10 protein-coding genes, 21 tRNA genes, 2 rRNA genes and 1 pseudogene (1 of these 34 only partly in view) are annotated in these 17235 nt (G+C 44.8%); 2 read left to right on the top strand and 32 right to left on the bottom strand.

What is annotated here, in order from left to right; genetic code table 11:
- Nucleotides 1-66 precede the first annotated feature (66 nt).
- From GC56T2_RS02810 to GC56T2_RS02790, 5 genes are all read right to left on the bottom strand, one after another.
- A complete protein-coding gene (locus GC56T2_RS02810) occupies nt 67-909 on the bottom strand; it encodes a ribosomal-processing cysteine protease Prp (RefSeq protein WP_144972874.1) in 843 nt (280 codons plus the stop codon).
- Between the two features lies 1 nt (nt 910).
- Nucleotides 911-2692, bottom strand: coding sequence for a ThiF family adenylyltransferase (locus tag GC56T2_RS02805; RefSeq protein ID WP_144972872.1), 1782 nt, complete (start codon nt 2690-2692; stop codon nt 911-913).
- The gene (locus tag GC56T2_RS02800) at nt 2676-3662 is read right to left on the bottom strand and encodes a CBASS cGAMP synthase (RefSeq protein WP_255515999.1); all 987 of its coding nucleotides are present in this window, start codon (nt 3660-3662) and stop codon (nt 2676-2678) included. The genes GC56T2_RS02805 and GC56T2_RS02800 overlap by 17 nt, the downstream gene beginning before the upstream one ends.
- Nucleotides 3637-4665, bottom strand: coding sequence for a CBASS cGAMP-activated phospholipase (locus GC56T2_RS02795; protein WP_144972868.1), 1029 nt, complete (start codon nt 4663-4665; stop codon nt 3637-3639). The genes GC56T2_RS02800 and GC56T2_RS02795 overlap by 26 nt, the downstream gene beginning before the upstream one ends.
- A 271-nt stretch (nt 4666-4936) precedes the next feature.
- A complete protein-coding gene (locus GC56T2_RS02790; RefSeq protein ID WP_255515998.1) occupies nt 4937-5275 on the bottom strand; it encodes a hypothetical protein in 339 nt (112 codons plus the stop codon).
- Nucleotides 5276-5813: 538 nt separating this feature from the next.
- Between GC56T2_RS02790 and GC56T2_RS02780 the strand changes: the two genes are divergently transcribed.
- A complete protein-coding gene (locus tag GC56T2_RS02780) occupies nt 5814-7430 on the top strand; it encodes a recombinase family protein (RefSeq protein ID WP_186440021.1) in 1617 nt (538 codons plus the stop codon).
- A 40-nt stretch (nt 7431-7470) separates the two neighbouring features.
- Here GC56T2_RS02780 and GC56T2_RS02775 read toward each other — a convergent pair.
- From GC56T2_RS02775 to queG, 4 genes and pseudogenes are all read right to left on the bottom strand, one after another.
- Nucleotides 7471-8343: pseudogene (locus tag GC56T2_RS02775) on the bottom strand (protein prkA); the annotation flags it as partial.
- Between the two features lie 315 nt (nt 8344-8658).
- The gene (gene trmL / locus GC56T2_RS02770; RefSeq protein WP_033018532.1) at nt 8659-9132 is read right to left on the bottom strand and encodes a tRNA (uridine(34)/cytosine(34)/5-carboxymethylaminomethyluridine(34)-2'-O)-methyltransferase TrmL; all 474 of its coding nucleotides are present in this window, start codon (nt 9130-9132) and stop codon (nt 8659-8661) included.
- A 23-nt stretch (nt 9133-9155) separates the two neighbouring features.
- Nucleotides 9156-10019 (bottom strand): amidase domain-containing protein, encoded by an 864-nt coding sequence (locus GC56T2_RS02765; protein WP_144972864.1) that lies wholly within the window; start codon nt 10017-10019, stop codon nt 9156-9158.
- Between the two features lie 264 nt (nt 10020-10283).
- The gene (gene queG, locus GC56T2_RS02760; protein ID WP_144972862.1) at nt 10284-11435 is read right to left on the bottom strand and encodes a tRNA epoxyqueuosine(34) reductase QueG; all 1152 of its coding nucleotides are present in this window, start codon (nt 11433-11435) and stop codon (nt 10284-10286) included.
- A gap of 52 nt (nt 11436-11487) precedes the next feature.
- Between queG and GC56T2_RS02755 the strand changes: the two genes are divergently transcribed.
- Nucleotides 11488-12153 (top strand): B3/B4 domain-containing protein, encoded by a 666-nt coding sequence (locus GC56T2_RS02755; RefSeq protein WP_033018535.1) that lies wholly within the window; start codon nt 11488-11490, stop codon nt 12151-12153.
- 218 nt (nt 12154-12371) lie between these two features.
- Here GC56T2_RS02755 and GC56T2_RS02750 read toward each other — a convergent pair.
- The 23 genes from GC56T2_RS02750 to GC56T2_RS02640 form a co-directional block, all read right to left on the bottom strand.
- Nucleotides 12372-12443, bottom strand: a tRNA-Glu gene (locus GC56T2_RS02750).
- A 5-nt stretch (nt 12444-12448) separates the two neighbouring features.
- Nucleotides 12449-12541, bottom strand: a tRNA-Ser gene (locus GC56T2_RS02745).
- A gap of 8 nt (nt 12542-12549) precedes the next feature.
- Nucleotides 12550-12624, bottom strand: a tRNA-Asn gene (locus tag GC56T2_RS02740).
- A gap of 121 nt (nt 12625-12745) precedes the next feature.
- A tRNA-Ile gene (locus tag GC56T2_RS02735) sits at nt 12746-12819 on the bottom strand.
- Nucleotides 12820-12826: 7 nt separating this feature from the next.
- Nucleotides 12827-12897 (bottom strand) — tRNA-Gly (locus GC56T2_RS02730).
- Between the two features lie 458 nt (nt 12898-13355).
- Nucleotides 13356-13428, bottom strand: a tRNA-His gene (locus GC56T2_RS02725).
- A gap of 11 nt (nt 13429-13439) precedes the next feature.
- Nucleotides 13440-13512: transfer RNA gene (locus tag GC56T2_RS02720), tRNA-Thr, on the bottom strand.
- Between the two features lie 131 nt (nt 13513-13643).
- Nucleotides 13644-13734, bottom strand: a tRNA-Ser gene (locus GC56T2_RS02715).
- 15 nt (nt 13735-13749) lie between these two features.
- Nucleotides 13750-13826, bottom strand: a tRNA-Ile gene (locus GC56T2_RS02710).
- An 8-nt stretch (nt 13827-13834) separates the two neighbouring features.
- Nucleotides 13835-13908: transfer RNA gene (locus tag GC56T2_RS02705), tRNA-Met, on the bottom strand.
- Between the two features lie 16 nt (nt 13909-13924).
- Nucleotides 13925-13997 (bottom strand) — tRNA-Ala (locus GC56T2_RS02700).
- A gap of 7 nt (nt 13998-14004) precedes the next feature.
- Nucleotides 14005-14078, bottom strand: a tRNA-Pro gene (locus tag GC56T2_RS02695).
- A 6-nt stretch (nt 14079-14084) separates the two neighbouring features.
- Nucleotides 14085-14158: transfer RNA gene (locus GC56T2_RS02690), tRNA-Arg, on the bottom strand.
- Between the two features lie 3 nt (nt 14159-14161).
- A tRNA-Leu gene (locus GC56T2_RS02685) sits at nt 14162-14247 on the bottom strand.
- Between the two features lie 5 nt (nt 14248-14252).
- A tRNA-Gly gene (locus GC56T2_RS02680) sits at nt 14253-14327 on the bottom strand.
- A 7-nt stretch (nt 14328-14334) separates the two neighbouring features.
- Nucleotides 14335-14407, bottom strand: a tRNA-Lys gene (locus GC56T2_RS02675).
- A gap of 182 nt (nt 14408-14589) precedes the next feature.
- A tRNA-Thr gene (locus GC56T2_RS02670) sits at nt 14590-14662 on the bottom strand.
- A gap of 3 nt (nt 14663-14665) precedes the next feature.
- Nucleotides 14666-14741, bottom strand: a tRNA-Phe gene (locus tag GC56T2_RS02665).
- A gap of 315 nt (nt 14742-15056) precedes the next feature.
- A tRNA-Asp gene (locus GC56T2_RS02660) sits at nt 15057-15129 on the bottom strand.
- 4 nt (nt 15130-15133) lie between these two features.
- A tRNA-Met gene (locus tag GC56T2_RS02655) sits at nt 15134-15210 on the bottom strand.
- A 183-nt stretch (nt 15211-15393) separates the two neighbouring features.
- A tRNA-Val gene (locus tag GC56T2_RS02650) sits at nt 15394-15469 on the bottom strand.
- A gap of 10 nt (nt 15470-15479) precedes the next feature.
- Nucleotides 15480-15596: ribosomal RNA gene (gene rrf / locus GC56T2_RS02645) — 5S ribosomal RNA — on the bottom strand.
- Nucleotides 15597-15737: 141 nt separating this feature from the next.
- Nucleotides 15738-17235 (bottom strand): 23S ribosomal RNA (locus GC56T2_RS02640) (it continues 1433 nt past the right edge of the window).

Below are 17235 nucleotides of genomic sequence, written 5' to 3'. Positions count from 1 at the left end.
GGTACCATCAGAGGAATGAAAATACAAATTCTCAAGATAATTAAACAAGAAGATCAATAACATTCTTTAATAGCGCCTATTCATATAAGAATGAATAGATTTCTCGACTTTTACATTCACCATTGTTAATCCCTTTTGCTTCATTTCTTCTAACACCATTTGTATCTGAACTGCCATTGAATCAAAGAGAATAAAAATTTTCTCATCATCATTATCTTGAAGACGAGGAATAACGAACCTTATGAAAGCCTTTGCTTCTTCCACAATATAATCAGATACGCCAGTTAGAGCAACAATGGAATTAATTGTTCCAAAAAAAATTTGTGAAAGCGCAGCATTGTAGATATCGTATCCATTTGGGGTAAAGTTTGTGTACCCCGCAACTTTAAATCCATAAATTTTCCCTTTTTGATTTTCATAAAGTGTTATTTCCAATCCTTCTTTGGGACTAACTGTTTTGAGTGACTCCATATGCTTTTGTCCTTTTTTCTGTATCGCAACATAATTATTGGTAATACCTATTATTACCATAAATAAAAAGTCTATTTCCATACGAGAGTCTTTTAACATGTTTTTTATTAACTTTTTGTCATCATTTGAAGGCGTAGGAGTATGCTCTGGATGTGTGTGCCACTCACCAAAATAAATCCTCTCTCCATTCGATTCTCTCCACGCTGTTTCAATAATCTTTTGAGCCTTGCGAACATTTCTCTCAAAAAAATAACGCCCTGATTTATCTTCTTTCGATGGTTCCGAAACCATATCGATCACAATGACGTCCTTGTACACTTTACCGAGTAAAATCCCACCTGACTCATGTTGCTCTTTCTTTATTTGTCTGTACTTTTCAAACGTTTTTACTACTTGTTCGGTAAAAACTACATGTTTTTCACCAAATTTATATATCATATTAATCAACACTTTCTTGATTATTTTCTAAATTATAAAACCTTAAAGAAAAGTCAGTGGCACCTACCCATTTCGGTGCTAATAACCTTCTGCTTTTTCTTTGCTCAGTTATATTTCCTAACCATGTAAAGGCCTTACTCCTACGTGGTTCAGTATTTAATTGCTGCTTAATAAATAGCATTAAGTCGAATATAAATCTTTTCAACTCTAATACACCATATGGAACGTACGATGTATTGCAGCCAAGTTCCTTTTTAGTATACTGGTTTCCATCTTTCAATATTTGGTATTTATAAGCACCACTTTCATCATATATTGTTTTAAGATAAATTTTGTCTTCTGGATTAATCCAAATAGCATGTCCACCTGCCAAGTAAGGTTCTACCCATACATGTAACATAGGTTTGTTGATTAAACCTTGAATTTGCAGTTGATTTAATCTCAACTCTGTCGGAAAGTGACTAATTGCTACAATGATTAAATCATAAGAATTTAAAGCGTTGGGACTGAATGCTAACAATGATAAAACATCACGGTTATAAACATGTATTTGACTAGTAGGATAATGTTTTCGCAGTTTGCTTTTAACGGCTTCCGTTTTAGGTTGACCTACATAACTAGCCCCGCATAGATGTCTATTGATGTTTTCAAAACTTAAAACGTCATGATCAACCAATAGTAAATGCTCTATTCCGATATCAAACATACTTTGCGCAATATGGCTTCCAAGTGCTCCACAGCCAATGATGGCTATTTTTAATCCATGATTCTCGGATTTACCATCGCCGCCACGTTTTTTCAGACGCACTGCTCTAACATCTTCTACAGAGTACTTAGCAATTTCTCTCTTTGGAAATTCCTTTACTATCTCAAGCAATCCATGCCGCCTATCCTTTCTAAAGCCGTCCATACTAGTTTTTATTCGTTTCCAACCTTTATATTTTAATACTACTTTTTTCATTTGGGGAAGATGCTCCCATACTCCCCATGAATAATCACCGTCATATTGCATAGAAAACAATACTTTTGTCGGCCTTTTATGCTTAGTCAAATATTCCGAAAGAGCCTGTATGGCTAGTTTATTGTCTTTTAACAAATGGTATATATCTTTATTGTTTTTTGGAAAAGGAAACTGCATAGGCTGAGATAAAGGTATATACAGCACTTTTGCAATCTCTTCTTCTCTTACCGTTCCACCTAAATTTTGAACCCAGTCAATAGCATCGCTTTTTTGATTTGCAAAAATTCCTTGTTGGTGCCAATTTGCGTACGTAAATGGGACTAAATAAACTTCTTTTGGTACCTCAGATGGCTCTACAATCGACAAATAACTTCCTTTGCTATCTTCACCCCAGTAAGTTTCAAATTCATCTGTGTAATCTTGGAAGTTCTGTTTTGATACCCCTTTTGTCAAAACTTCCTCGGCTTTCTGAATTGTTGCGTCTATAACACCTAACGGATTAGCCGGATTGGGACTGGCTAATACATCATCAAAAAGGCAAAGTGTTTTAGACTTACTCAAATGCGGCAAAGGATATAACTTCTTAAAACTATGTTCGTCTAATTTAACTTTTGGAAACGAATCAGGAAAGTTAAAAGGCAGACTAATCAATAATTTGACTTCATAGTCTGCCACAATAGTTTTAATCTGTAGAGTAACAGGATAATCATTTGTTCCTTCGTTTTTCTCTACAATAATAGCCTGATATTTACTCATTAGATATTCAACGGATTCGTTTCGTATCTGAACATAGATGTCTAGTAAATCAAGATGACCGTCCATGGTTTCCTAACACCGCCGGTTTTGATGTTTGTAATGCATACCCTTTGTCCATTCTTTCTTCAGGTGGAGTATACTCCGGAAAACGATCACCAAATATTTTTCTCCAAATATCAGCGGCTTCCTTCTTATCCTCTGTTTCCAACGCTTTTTGACTTTGTTTAATAAGATTAGATAGTTTATTAAGGAAATTAGTTTTTGCGGTTTCTGACCATCCATCAAGCAATTCTTCCTCAGGAAAAACAGGTCTCTTAAGGCTAAAGGAAGAATTTAATTGATCATAAATTTCTTGAGCAATCGCAATAAATGCAGAATCATCATCTTCTTCATAACCTTCCACGAAATGATTGGCAGCCAATATGGTAAAAACCATACCACTCGGAAACTTATCATCACCTTTTTTATAATCTTTCCATGCTTTAAAGTACCGCACTATTCGTTTTAGTTGATCTCCCTTATTCTTAACTTCATCATTGAACCAATTTGTCAACGCTTTTGGATCACTGTCTATCCATCCTTTTGTTTTATGTGCTAATTTAGGATGTTCTGCATCTTCAGCCTTTATATAGATAGGGAGATCGACATGATAATCGTCTTTATAAATAACACGCACACATGTATTTTTATCGACTGGTGGTGTACTTGTATGTCCATCAACGGCCTTTACAATCCAATTATGAACAGTGCTAGTGGCTGGCCAATCTTCTTCTTTTTTGTCTGCCAAATGCATGAGGTATACACCATCATCAATATCATATTCTCCCTCAATTGGTTCAATTGTGGTGTTCATCATATAAGAACCTTGTCCCCAGAATTTCGGTTTAGATACTTTTAACGTTTCTTCAAAATAATCCTGAATTTTTTTCCTCAGTGCATTTCTCGATGTTCGTAACGATTCTTTCTTTTTCGGCTTTAATTTAATTTTCTCGTCAAATTTTAGAAATAAATCATTGCATTGCGCCAACTGGCTCACCCCTTAACTTTATTTGCTGATTGTCTAATTCAAAAAAGCGTTGTAGGCGTGGATCATCTATCCACTTACTACTTGTCTCATGCCCTTTTTCTATCAAAAGGTTGATAGACTCCTCACAAGCCATATCCAGATCAATTAATTTACTTTCCTTTTCCGTAAGTGGCTCATTTTCAATCCTTACATAATGACCATTTAATGACTTATTCAGATACTCAATATGAAAATGAGTAGAAATTGTTTGTAAATGTATCATCTGGGAAATTAACTTGGAACCCCATCCACGGATTGACAGGTGGCGATTTTCACTTTGAAATCCGATATTTTTCTGCAACGTAGATATGGAAAGTAAACTGAATTTTTCATAACCATAATTTTCCTTCCCGATAAAAAATCTATATGCCTCCTGTATACCGTATAAGGAAGGATTATTTGCAAATAAACCGCCGTCTACAAATTGGTCATCGGGCTTAGGCATTGTCGGAATCTTTTGTATTGGAAAATAGGTTGGTGCAGCGGCAGTTGCTAATGCAACATCAACTAACAAATGATTGCTATCACGCCCAAGTTCATCAGCATGATCAGTTTTTATAATACACGACTTACCTTCTGTAATATTTGAGGTAGGTATTAGAACATAGGATTTACAATCCTTTATTCGCTTATTTCCAAAAACATGCTTAAGAGCGCTTTTTAATTTTTCATCATCATATTTAGACTTAATAATAAGTTGTTTCCAATATGCAATATGACGACTAATGCGGCTTTTATAAGGAAATATTATAGGACCATGTTCTACGTAGAGATTTACAATTTCTTTCGCTGGGACACCTGCTGCTAATGCTAGAGCGATAATCCCACCTGTAGAAGTACCGCAAATCAAGTCAAAATGTTTATATAACTGACCATATCGTTCCTCAAAATCAGCCAAAATAACTGCAGAGTATAGCCCTTTTATTCCACCACCATCAATTGATAGAATTTGAAATGGTCTTTTTTCCCCCATATTTCCTCCTCACTTTTAATTTCTTTAAGTACTCGTTTTGCTTTAATAATTGCGGCTTTTTGTAACTTGATAACTTTTATGTCGATTCCTAGTACAGTTATATGTCCATTTTTGTAGAATTATACCTATCTATAATTTTACTATAAAGTATTAATTTTACAAGAACGTTTGTTCCTTTTTATTTTTTTATTTTTAGAGGTATTTTTAGGTTATTCTTGTTTACTTCACTTTACGTATATAGTGCTGTAAATACTCCAAATAACCCCCTATTCTATCTTAAAGGTACTTTTAAATTGCTAAGAAGTAATTTAAAACGGCTATAATCAAACTCCCTTCTTCTTTTAGCGGCTCTTACAATGTCTTGGATGATATCCCAACCCTTCCTTAATCCTGCTGGTATCAGTTCTTCTTTTGCGCGTATTTGTTTTAATTCACTTAAATGCCGTTCAATTAATTCCTCATAGGAGATACAAAGATGCGAATGAGTTTTCGGTGAGGAATGATACGAATAATAATATAGAGCGGTGTACGTTTTAGATGTTCTACGCTGACGAATTTGGTAAAGGATTTCCTTTAATCGTTCCCTTTCTTCTTGACGTTGCTCTTGCATTTCTTACATTCTCTTTGCATAAAGTTGAGCATGAAGTTTTTGCAGTTGTTTATCTCTAAAATATAATCTTAAACTAAAGGGGCTTTTTATATCTTCTACATCTCTTATACACACATTATACTTTTTGCAGCATTCCCTAATCAACAATTTATGTAATAACCGAATCCAACAATTTTTTTATAAAAAATGAGCGGGTCTCCCCACTCATTTATTTTTATAGTATTGATTAAGTACAGTTCTTAAAATTTTAGGCCATCTTTCAAAAACCTCTTTGCCCATAATTTGAACGAGGAACCTTTGTTAATTGTGGTATAAGCATGATTAATCGCTTGCAACGCGCAGGTGAAATCATGGAGGACGAAACTGTTTATGATCGTTTGTTCTTCACTTGGTAAGGGAATTAATTGCATGCTAGAGTGGGATGACCTCCCCTCTTTTTTATTTTGTATTACATTATATTTTTAGTATGCGCTACATATATATTTTTAGTAGTATAATAGATATAACATCTACCAAAAAACAGAGTGAGGGGGTAAGTATGAAACTAGAACTCCCTAAGAGTGTAGAATTTATTTTTGGATATATACGACGCTCACGACAAGACATCATAAGGGAAAAGAAAACAGATCAGGACACGTTGGCAGAGCAAAGAGCACTAATGACAAGTATATTAAATAATATACAAGAGAATTACGGGATTCCTTACACTTTGAAGGAAGAAATCCGTTCTGGTGGTGATGAAATAGCAAGCCGTCCAGTATTCTCTTCTATTCTTGAGGAATTAAAGAACGTAAAACCTAAAACGGCTGCTATTGCCGTCAAGGATATCACACGCTTAGGACGCGGAGATCCAGACCAAATGGGGCTTGTTTTGAAACTATTTAAAAGAAAATGTGTTTATATTATAACTCCTTATCAGATTTATAACCCTTTGAACCCGAATGATGAACGGATATTGAAGTTCTATATGTTTATGGGGAATATAGAACTTGACATGATTAAGCAACGTATGAAAGAAGCAAGATACACATATGCTCGTCAAGGTAGACACATGGGTGGAGCGGCGGCAATTCCATACGGGTATCGGCTAGATAGTTATACTCAAAAATTAGTTCCTATTCCAGAGCAAGCGGAAGTGGTAAGAAGAATATTTCACCTATATGTTAATGAACGGATAGGATACAATGGAATTAGCACTATTTTAAAGAAAGAACAAATACCTACCCCAACCGGAAAAAGACATTGGGCTCCCGTCGTCATTCGTCGTATATTAACTAACGACGCTTATATTGGCACGTATCGTTTCAGACAAACCACAAAAATCGATGGAGAAATTCAAAAAGTTGATGAAGAAGAGCAAATAATTGTAGAAAATGCGTGGGAACCAATTGTTGATGAAGAAATATTTTACAAAGCACAAGAAATTTTAAAAGAGAACAGAAATAAGCCTTCTGTGAAACTAGAGTTTGAGCCAAATGTTCTCGCAGGGTTAATTGTTTGCTCTGGCTGTGGAAAGAAAATGGTTCGGCAGTATAGTGTGCAATACTATACAAAAAAAGACGGAACAAAATCTAAATATGAAAAAGAATTTATGATGTGTCTTGATTGTTCTGTATATATCAAGTATTGGGATATTGAACGAAGCCTTATTCAAATTCTAAAAGATAATATTATCGAAATAAAGCCAGATGAACTGAAAGAAAAATTACGAGAACTAATTGATTTTGAAAGGGTGAATAATAAAAAACACTCTCCGCAAGAGCAATTGAATAAGGTTAGAACTGAACTGGAAAGATTGGAAAAGCAACTTGATGGTATTACTCTAATGAGAGCGTCTGGTGAAATGGATGAAGACAGATACAAAAGACTTAGGGAACAAGTGGAGGAGCAAATCCAAGAAAAGAAACTATATATTGAAGAATTGAGCCAACAAATTGAAAATGAAGGTATCGAGGAATTAGACATTGAAAATATCCAACAAGAAATGGCTACTTTATTGGATTACTACGAAAATGGAAACTTAAGTAAGAAAGCAAAAAATGAGTTACTTCGCGGTATCTTTGATTATGTTGTTTTAACAAAAACAGGGAAAGGAAAATTTGATTTAGATGTAATGTTTAATCCACGTATTTTTTATAACTCCTTTTTGTCATAAAGGAGTTTTTCTTTTCATATGATTTTAGTAGATATCATCTTACAATCAATTCATCGGCGCTGATCAACGCAAACCGTCCGGCTTTGAAGTTGCCCTCTTGCGTCAGCGATAACAAATGCCAAAGAAATTTTTCATCGCATTTTAACATTTCCTGAAATTCCATAATGCCGCGGTTCGCCTTGTTCAGCTCGCCGTCAAACCGATACGCCCGCGGGTCGGACTCCGAGCCATACTCAGCGATGGTCGAGAAATCGATGCTTCCCGTCAAGTCAGCAATATCTTGCGACTTCGGATCGGACGGGCTGAACGTCCCGATGCCGACGCGCCGATTTTCCGAAAAGAAAATGCGCTCCACCATCACGTCTTCGATTCGGCCGCCGTATTCTTTCTCCAACCGCATCATATTGAGCGGCGACAGCTCCCCTTCAATGCGAATGCCGTATTCGCGGTAAAAATCGTCGCGCAAATGGTGGGGAATGAGGTGAAGCGGATCTTCATGCATCGGGCACCCTTTGATCGCATAAACGGCGCCGCGGTCCGTTTTCGAATATTCCTCGAGCCCGCGTTTTAAGAGCGTCACTAGCGTTGACTTCCCGCCGCCGACCGGGCCCATCAGCAGCAAAATCCGCTTGCGTACATCCAACCGCTTCGCCGCCGGGTGGAAATATTCTTCAACTAACCGTTCCAGCGCTTCTTCCAGCCCGAACAGGTGCTGACTGAAAAACTTATACCGCTTTCGGCCGTTCACCACCTCAACTCCAGCGTCTTTGATCATATGATAAACACGCGAATGAGCCGACTGGGCCACCCACGGCTTTTCTTTTAAAATCTCTAAATACTCGGCAAACGTTCCTTCCCATTTCAGCTTCTCTTCTTCTTCCCGATATCGAGCGATTTTTTGCAAAATATCCATAAAGGACCTCCTCACCCTCGGATGTCTAACAGAAAGATTATTACAATTTATGCGAGGATGTCCTGTATCATTCGCCGCAAAAAAATTTTGTCTCCTGACGGCCAAACGCGGTCATTCACATGCTTGGCCATATCCGCTATAATAAAGGGGAAAACGCCTTGAAGGAGGGGCAAACGATGCGCACCTTGCTTGTGCTCGGAGTGATCATTGCTTTCTTAACGGCCATTTTCACCGCCGGCTATGAGGACAAACCCGGCGTGAAATAAAGCCCAAAAAAACGACCTCCGTCGCGAAGGTCGTTTTTTTGTTTCGCGCCTACGACAACCCGTGAAACCGTTGCTGGCGCAGCGCTTCATACACTAAAATGGCCGCCGTATTTGATAAGTTCAGGGAGCGGACTTTGTCGTTCATCGGGATGCGAAGGCAGCGATCCATATTGGCCTCGAGCAAGTCTTTTGGCAATCCGGTCGTCTCGCGGCCGAACACAAAGAAAATATCCTTGGTTGTATCGCTGAAGTCAAACGAATCATAATACTGCCGGCCGAATTTCGTAATGAAGTAAAACTCGCCTCCCGGAAACCGGGCAAACAACTCGTCAAGCGAATCGTAATAGGAAAGATTGACATAAGGCCAGTAGTCAAGGCCAGCGCGCTTTAACATTTTATCGTCCGTCGAAAATCCGAGCGGACGGATGAGATGGAGCGCCGTATCCGTCGCCGCGCACGTACGGGCGATGTTCCCGGTGTTGGCTGGAATTTCTGGTTGGTATAGTACAACATGAAGCGGCATGTTCTTCACCTCAACAACATCGTTTATTTGCGATCCATGATATGAAAAAATTTATATCGGATGTTTGGGGTGTAAGCGCTCGAATCTTCGTAGGACCAATAACGCATCCGACTGTTGGTAGTATGGGCGTTCACAAGCGGCATCCCCTCTTGGTCTTTGGCCACTACGATCGCCGAATGGTCAAAGCGCCCGTCCCCTTGAAAATCATAACAAATGACATCGCCTGCCATCAATTGTCCCGGTTCGGAAACTTCCACCGCCTGCAAGCCGATGCGCGACCCGCTTAAGTACCAGCGCAGGGAATGAGCGACGGCCCAGCTGTAGCTCCAGCTCCCGTTTTGGCACCACCACCCCCGCGCCCGATTCGGGTAACCCGTCATAGGCACCCCACCTGCGTACAGGCATTGGGAGACAAAATTGGTGCAATCAACAGGAAAAGACGGGAACGCCGGGTTGTGACGATTCCACCATGTTTCCGCGTACCGCACCGCCTGGGCGCGGTCATATTGATAGGAAAGCCGCTCTCCCCGCCATTGCTCACGCTCCACCCGCGGCGCCTCGACATTTCCTCCCGTCCGGCTGATCCGATCGTCGGCAGCCCATTCGCCGTTTACAAACCGCGCGCACCGCTCCTCGACTTGCTCCTCCACATATAAAACGTCTCCTTGTTTCAGCAAAAACTGATGATGGGCCACATACACCAGTTTGGTTTCCCGTTCGACCGTCTGTCGTCCGACGATTTGCCCACGAATCGAACAGCGAACGATTTCCACTCCCCGTTTTTGGCAAAGCTTCTGTTTTCTCGTGATCTCTTCATCCTTTAACCCGTTTCCTGACACAAACGAGCGGGCCCGCTCGTTCAGCCGCTCGCGCAATCGTTGTTTCATGCCGTTCCCCACTTTCGTTTTTGTTACTACCTTATGTGGGGAAGCGGCTGTTCTTTCCCGCTTCTTTGCGGCATCCGTCCCGCCCTTTACCCGTTTCCCTCATCGCTTAGGGGAAGCTCGTTTTCACCAGCCTTCCCGTTACTTTAGGAGGGCGGGGATTTCGTGTAAAATGCTACTATCCCACCAGTTTCTCAATTAGAGAAACCTTGCAGAATTAGCTTTCTTTTCTGACGCTGTCTTCTCAATTAGAGAAGCCTTGCAGAATTAGCTTTCTTTTCTGACGCTGTCTTCCAACAGTTTCAGCCCTTTTTCAATTTCAGCAAGCACCGCCTCATCCGTCTCTGTCCGTCTAGCTTCATCGAGATGCGGTCGCACGCTGGTATCGCCGATTTTTCCGAGCGCCCATGCGGCCGTCCCACGGATGACCGGGCGGCTGTCTTCTTTCAACAGCCGCAACAAATGCGGCACCGCCGTTCGGTCTTTGTAATGGGCAAGCGCCAAGATGGCGTTGCGCTGAATCGGTTTTTTTCCGCGCCATGAACCAGCCATGGCGCCGAATTTTTCTTGAAATTCACGATTGCTCATTTGGAGAAGCGGAATCAGCTTCGGTTTGACCGCCTCCGGATCGGGTTCGAATTCCGGATGGAAATGAAAATCTTTCCCTTTGTTTTCCGGACAGACTAACTGGCACGTGTCGCAGCCGTACAACCGATTGCCGATTTTCTCGCGAAATTCATCGGCCAAAAAGTCTTTTGTTTGCGTTAAAAACGAGATGCACCGCTGCGCGTTTAGCTGCCCTCCTTGCACGAGCGCTCCGGTCGGACACGCATCGATGCATTTCGTACATGTGCCACATCGATTTTCAATCGGCTCATCAGGGGGAAACGGAATGGTTGTGATCATTTCCCCTAAATAGACGTACGAGCCAAATTCCGGCGTAATGATCGAGCAGTTTTTCCCGCTCCAACCGATCCCGGCCCGCTCAGCCACAGCGCGATCGGCCAGCTCTCCAGTATCGACCATCGAACGAACGCGGGCGTGCGGCACTTTGGCAAGCAAAAACTCCTCAAGCTGCCGTAAACGATCCCGCAATACAACATGATAATCTTTGCCCCACGATGCACGGCAAAAAAGGCCGCGCCGCTCCGTCTTTGTCCCCCGCGGCGCCTGCTTCATTTTCGACGGATAAGCGAGTGCAATGGCAATGATTGATTTGGCCCCGGAAAGCAGCAAATCGGGATTCGTTCGTTTTTCAATATCGTTTTCCTCAAATCCCGACTGGTAGCCAAGCTCTTGCTGGCGTCGCAACCGTTCTTTTAGTTCCACAAACGGATCGGCGCTGGCAAATCCAATTTTATCAATACCGATCGTCCGGCTGTACGCAATCAACTCTTGTTTTAAGGCGACAACATCCATTGTTTTCCCTCCTTTCGACTCCTATGATAAAATAAAGCGCGAGGTGATTGACATGAACTATATCGTATCAGAAGAGCTGAAACGGCGTCTCCCTTCCGGAAAGTTCGGGATCATCTGCTACCGGCACATCGAAGTAGGGGATTCGCCGCAAATGCTAAAAGGACGGTTGCAACTGTTTCAGGAATCAATTTATATCGAACTGCAGGAAAAAACGATCCATGACATTCCTGAACTGGCCGAATGGCGTCACGTATTCAAGCAAATCGGGACGGATCCCGCTCGTTATCGCCCATCGAGTGAAAGTCTGTATCGGCGCATTCAAAAGAAGCACTTTCTTCCTTCCATTCATTCAGCAGTGGATGTCAACAATTTCTTTTCACTCTATTATAAGATTCCGCTCGGCATCTACGACCTTGACCGCATACACGGGACCGTGACCGTAACCATCGGTGCTGAGCAAGACGAATATGTCGCTTTAAACGGCCGAACGGTCAACTTTGCCAACAAACTTGTCAGCAAAGATGCATACGGTCCATTCGGCAGTCCGATCGTCGATTCGGAACGGACGGCCGTCACTCGTGACACCAAAAACGCCTTACAGATTGTATACTTTCCACCTTCCATCGCCAAAGACGTCGCCCATCGCCAGCTCGAAGCCATGCAAGCGATGTTCACGCAAATCCATGGCGGCGAAGCGGATGTTCAACTGCTTGAATGACGTGTTCCTCCCGCTTCGGTGAATCGCAGGCGGGAGGGGATCGCAATAAAAAAACGCAATGCCTCGTTCATCAACGAAACGAAACACTGCGTTGTCCCCAATCTTTCTGCTATGGAACCCATTATATCTCATGATTGCCTATTCGGCAAGAAAAAGCGCAATTTTCGACAAAAACAAGTTTGATAAAATGGCACCAGGCAACCTGGTGCCATAAGCAGTGACCCGTACGGGATTCGAACCCGTGTTACCGCCGTGAAAGGGCGGTGTCTTAACCACTTGACCAACGGGCCATGCATGGCGGAGAAGGCGGGATTTGAACCCGCGCGCCGCAAAACTGCGACCTAACGGTTTAGCAAACCGTCCCCTTCAGCCACTTGGGTACTTCTCCAGAGAAAATGGCTCCGCAAGTAGGATTCGAACCTACGACCTACCGGTTAACAGCCGGTTGCTCTACCGCTGAGCTATTGCGGAACGGTTCAACACCATGTCCGTTTTCCTACGGGCTACCATACCGTTGCTCCATCCGGCAATGGTGGGACAACGGTTCACCGTTATTATAGCGAATCATCCGACAATATGCAATGGGAAATAGTGGGCCTAAGTGGACTTGAACCACCGACCTCACGCTTATCAGGCGTGCGCTCTGACCAGCTGAGCTATAGGCCCATCCAAAAGCGGGTGATGGGAATCGAACCCACGACATCAGCTTGGAAGGCTGAGGTTTTACCACTAAACTACACCCGCACATCGATTTCTTCAACCATTCACCACGCAATTTCATGCCTCTTCCTCTACCAGCGCATTCAAAGAAGCGGAATGCGTCGAGGCTACTCGCAGCTCATTCGGTGAAGCTAAGGCTCGTGGCTGAGGTTTTACCACTAAACTACACCCGCACATAACCCTTCAACCATTCACCACGCAATTTCGCGCCTCTTCCTCTACCAGCGCATTCAAAGAAGCGGAATGCGTCGAGGCTACTCGTAGCCTATTCGGTGAAGCTAAGGCTCGTGGCTGAGGTTTTACCACTAAACTACACCCGCACATCGATTTCTTCAACCATTCACCACGCAATTTCATGCCTCTTCCTCTACCAGCGCATTCAAAGAAGCGGGATGCGTCGAGGCTACTCGCAGCTCATTCGGTGAAGCTAAGGCTCGTGGCTGCAATTTTACCAAGAGCTTACGGGTTTTAGGAAGAAAAAGGGCGACTAGTGGGAATCGAACCCACGCATGCCAGAGCCACAATCTGGTGCGTTAACCACTTCGCCATAGTCGCCATGATGTTGATGCCGGCTGCAGGACTTGAACCCGCAACCTACTGATTACAAGTCAGTTGCTCTACCAATTGAGCTAAGCCGGCATAAATCCATATTATGCAATGCTTATCGTTTTTCCTAATAGTCAACTGGTCGAAAAAAGCGGAACGCTCAAACCGAGTTGATGCCGTCTCATTCTATTTGTGCCAACTGAGCTGAATGAGACGATTATTTATGGCGGAGGAGGAGGGATTCGAACCCCCGCGCGCCTTGCGGCGCCTCTCGGTTTTCAAGACCGACCCCTTCAACCACTTGGGTACTCCTCCAAAAAACAACAATAATGGTGGACCTTGTAGGATTCGAACCTACGACCGGACGGTTATGAGCCGTCTGCTCTAACCAGCTGAGCTAAAGGTCCGATAAGAGTGGCGGTGGAGGGGATCGAACCCCCGACCTCACGGGTATGAACCGTACGCTCTAGCCAGCTGAGCTACACCGCCAAAACGGATGAAAAAGTGGAGCCTATCGGATTCGAACCGATGACCTCCTGCGTGCGGGGCAGGCGCTCTCCCAGCTGAGCTAAGGCCCCAAAGTGATCGGGAAGACAGGATTTGAACCTGCGACCTCACGGACCCGAACCGTGTGCTCTACCAAGCTGAGCTACTTCCCGATAAAACGCGCTCGAGAGGATTCGAACCCCTAACCTTCTGATCCGTAGTCAGATGCTCTATCCAATTGAGCTACGAGCGCAAGTGCCGAGGGCCGGACTCGAACCGGCACGGTAGTCACCTACCCCAGGATTTTAAGTCCTGTGCGTCTGCCAATTCCGCCACCCCGGCGGCAGTGGAGCGGAAGACGGGGTTCGAACCCGCGACCCCCACCTTGGCAAGGTGGTGTTCTACCGCTGAACTACTTCCGCAACATGATGAGCCATGGAGGACTCGAACCTCCGACCCTCTGATTAAAAGTCAGATGCTCTACCTACTGAGCTAATGGCTCATGGTTTGGTATACACCCAAATATTTGACGATGTCCCTTCCTCTACCAGCCGACTCAAAGATGCCGAGTGCGTCGGGACAACTCGCAGCGAACTCAAAGATGCAACGCTCGTTACTGAGCGAATGGCTCATGGTGGCCCTTAGTGAAGCACACACTTGCATACTCTCAAGCAAAAGAAAAGATGCCGGCTGCAGGACTTGAACCCGCAACCTACTGATTACAAGTCAGTTGCTCTACCAATTGAGCTAAGCCGGCGAATGGTGGCTCGGGACGGAATCGAACCGCCGACACAAGGATTTTCAGTCCTTTGCTCTACCGACTGAGCTACCGAGCCATATGTTATTTTTTAGCTCGCTCGTTGATTGCTCTATGCCTCTTCCTCTACCAGCTGATTCAAAGATGTTCGATGCGTCGAGGCAACTCGCAGCAAACTCGATGATGCTGATGCTCGTCTCTACCGACTGAGCTACCGAGCCATATGTTATTTTTTAACTCGCTCGTTGATTGATCTATGCCTCTTCCTCTACTAGCTGATTCAAAGATGTTCGATGCGTCGAGGCAACTCGCAGCAAACTCCATGATGCTGATGCTCGTCTCTACCAAGCAAGCAACCAAAATATATAGGGTTGTCATAATTTTTAAACAAAGACGGTCCCGACGGGACTCGAACCCGCGATCTCCTGCGTGACAGGCAGGCATGTTAACCACTACACTACGGGACCTTGTTGGTTGCGGGGGCAGGATTTGAACCTGCGACCTTCGGGTTATGAGCCCGACGAGCTACCGGACTGCTCCACCCCGCGACGATAAAAGATCAGTATCATTGAAATATTTGTTGCCTCTTCCTCTACCAGTTGATTCAAAGATGTTCGATGCGTCGAGGCAACTCGTAGCGTATTCGATGAAGCAAATGCTCGTTGCTCCACCCCGCGATGATAGAAGATGAACTTATTTCAATGATGCGCTGAATTTTGTATGTTTGAAAGTGGTGGAGGATGACGGGATCGAACCGCCGACCCCTTGCTTGTAAGGCAAGTGCTCTCCCAGCTGAGCTAATCCTCCATAAATATCCGCCTAGCAGCGACCTACTCTTGCAGGGGCGCTGGCCCCAACTACCATCGGCGCTGGAGGGCTTAACTTCCGTGTTCGGGATGGGAACGGGTGTTTCCCCTCCGCTATCACCACTAGGCTATTATCGACACATTTTATTATAAGGAAAGTAAGCGGATTGTCAAGGGCTTTTTCATTCCTTCAAAACTAGATAACCGTCGGAAGAAGCCGCGTTTCGACCGGTCTAGCTCCGGCTCGCCGCCGCTCGCCTGCGCTTTTCTAGGTTAAGCCCTCGATCGATTAGTATCCGTCAGCTCCACGTGTCGCCACGCTTCCACCTCGGACCTATCGACCTCGTCATCTTCGAGGGATCTTACTCGCCTAACGCGATGGGAAATCTCATCTTGAGGGGGGGCTTCACGCTTAGATGCTTTCAGCGCTTATCCCGTCCGCACATAGCTACCCAGCGGTGCCCCTGGCGGGACAACTGGTACACCAGCGGTGCGTCCATCCCGGTCCTCTCGTACTAAGGACAGCTCCTCGCAAATTTCCTACGCCCGCGACGGATAGGGACCGAACTGTCTCACGACGTTCTGAACCCAGCTCGCGTACCGCTTTAATGGGCGAACAGCCCAACCCTTGGGACCGACTACAGCCCCAGGATGCGATGAGCCGACATCGAGGTGCCAAACCTCCCCGTCGATGTGGACTCTTGGGGGAGATCAGCCTGTTATCCCCGGGGTAGCTTTTATCCGTTGAGCGATGGCCCTTCCATGCGGAACCACCGGATCACTAAGCCCGACTTTCGTCCCTGCTCGACCTGTCCGTCTCGCAGTCAAGCTCCCTTGTGCCTTTGCACTCTCCGAATGATTTCCAACCATTCTGAGGGAACCTTTGGGCGCCTCCGTTACCTTTTGGGAGGCGACCGCCCCAGTCAAACTGCCCACCTGACACTGTCTCCCACCCCGCTAAGGGGTGCGGGTTAGAATTTCAATACCGCCAGGGTGGTATCCCACCGTCGCCTCCACCGAAGCTGGCGCTCCGGCTTCTCAGGCTCCCACCTATCCTGTACAAGCGATACCAAAATTCCATATCAGGCTGCAGTAAAGCTCCACGGGGTCTTTCCGTCCTGTCGCGGGGAACCTGCATCTTCACAGGTAGTATAATTTCACCGGGTCTCTCGTTGAGACAGCGCCCAAGTCGTTACACCTTTCGTGCGGGTCGGAACTTACCCGACAAGGAATTTCGCTACCTTAGGACCGTTATAGTTACGGCCGCCGTTTACTGGGGCTTCGGTTCGCACCTTCGCTTCCGCTAAGCGCTCCCCTTAACCTTCCAGCACCGGGCAGGTGTCAGCCCCTATACGTCGCCTTTCGGCTTCGCAGAGACCTGTGTTTTTGATAAACAGTCGCTTGGGCCTTTTCACTGCGGCTCTTCCAGGCTCTTCACCCGAAAGAGCACCCCTTCTCCCGAAGTTACGGGGTCATTTTGCCGAGTTCCTTAACGAGAGTTCTCCCGCGCGCCTTAGGATTCTCTCCTCGCCTACCTGTGTCGGTTTGCGGTACGGGCACCTCTTCCCTCGCTAGAGGCTTTTCTTGGCAGTGTGAAATCGGGGACTTCCGGATCAATCCGTCGCCATCACAGCTTGGCCTTCCGGCCAGCGGATTTGCCTACTGGCCAGCCTCACTGCTTGGACAGGCTCTTCCAGCCGCCTGCTCGCCCTATCCTCCTGCGTCCCCCCATCGCTCAAACGGGAAGGAGGTGGTACAGGAATCTCG

The sequence above is a fragment of the Geobacillus sp. C56-T2 genome (assembly GCF_007829715.1).
Classification (GTDB): Bacteria; Bacillota; Bacilli; order Bacillales; family Anoxybacillaceae; genus Geobacillus; species Geobacillus icigianus.
This window is presented reverse-complemented; position numbering and strand designations above follow the sequence as displayed.

Excerpts from the sequence above, each read along its gene's own strand:
- GC56T2_RS02810 (WP_144972874.1), bottom strand. The coding sequence starts at position 909 with ATGATATATAAATTTGGTGAAAAACATGTAGTTTTTACCGAACAAGTA.
- GC56T2_RS02805 (WP_144972872.1), bottom strand. The coding sequence starts at position 2,692 with ATGGACGGTCATCTTGATTTACTAGACATCTATGTTCAGATACGAAAC.
- GC56T2_RS02795 (WP_144972868.1), bottom strand. The coding sequence starts at position 4,665 with ATGGGGGAAAAAAGACCATTTCAAATTCTATCAATTGATGGTGGTGGA.
- GC56T2_RS02790 (WP_255515998.1), bottom strand. The coding sequence starts at position 5,275 with ATGCAAGAGCAACGTCAAGAAGAAAGGGAACGATTAAAGGAAATCCTT.
- GC56T2_RS02780 (WP_186440021.1), top strand. The coding sequence starts at position 5,814 with ATGAAACTAGAACTCCCTAAGAGTGTAGAATTTATTTTTGGATATATA.
- trmL (WP_033018532.1), bottom strand. The coding sequence starts at position 9,132 with ATGCCGCTTCATGTTGTACTATACCAACCAGAAATTCCAGCCAACACC.
- GC56T2_RS02765 (WP_144972864.1), bottom strand. The coding sequence starts at position 10,019 with ATGAAACAACGATTGCGCGAGCGGCTGAACGAGCGGGCCCGCTCGTTT.
- queG (WP_144972862.1), bottom strand. The coding sequence starts at position 11,435 with ATGGATGTTGTCGCCTTAAAACAAGAGTTGATTGCGTACAGCCGGACG.
- GC56T2_RS02755 (WP_033018535.1), top strand. The coding sequence starts at position 11,488 with ATGAACTATATCGTATCAGAAGAGCTGAAACGGCGTCTCCCTTCCGGA.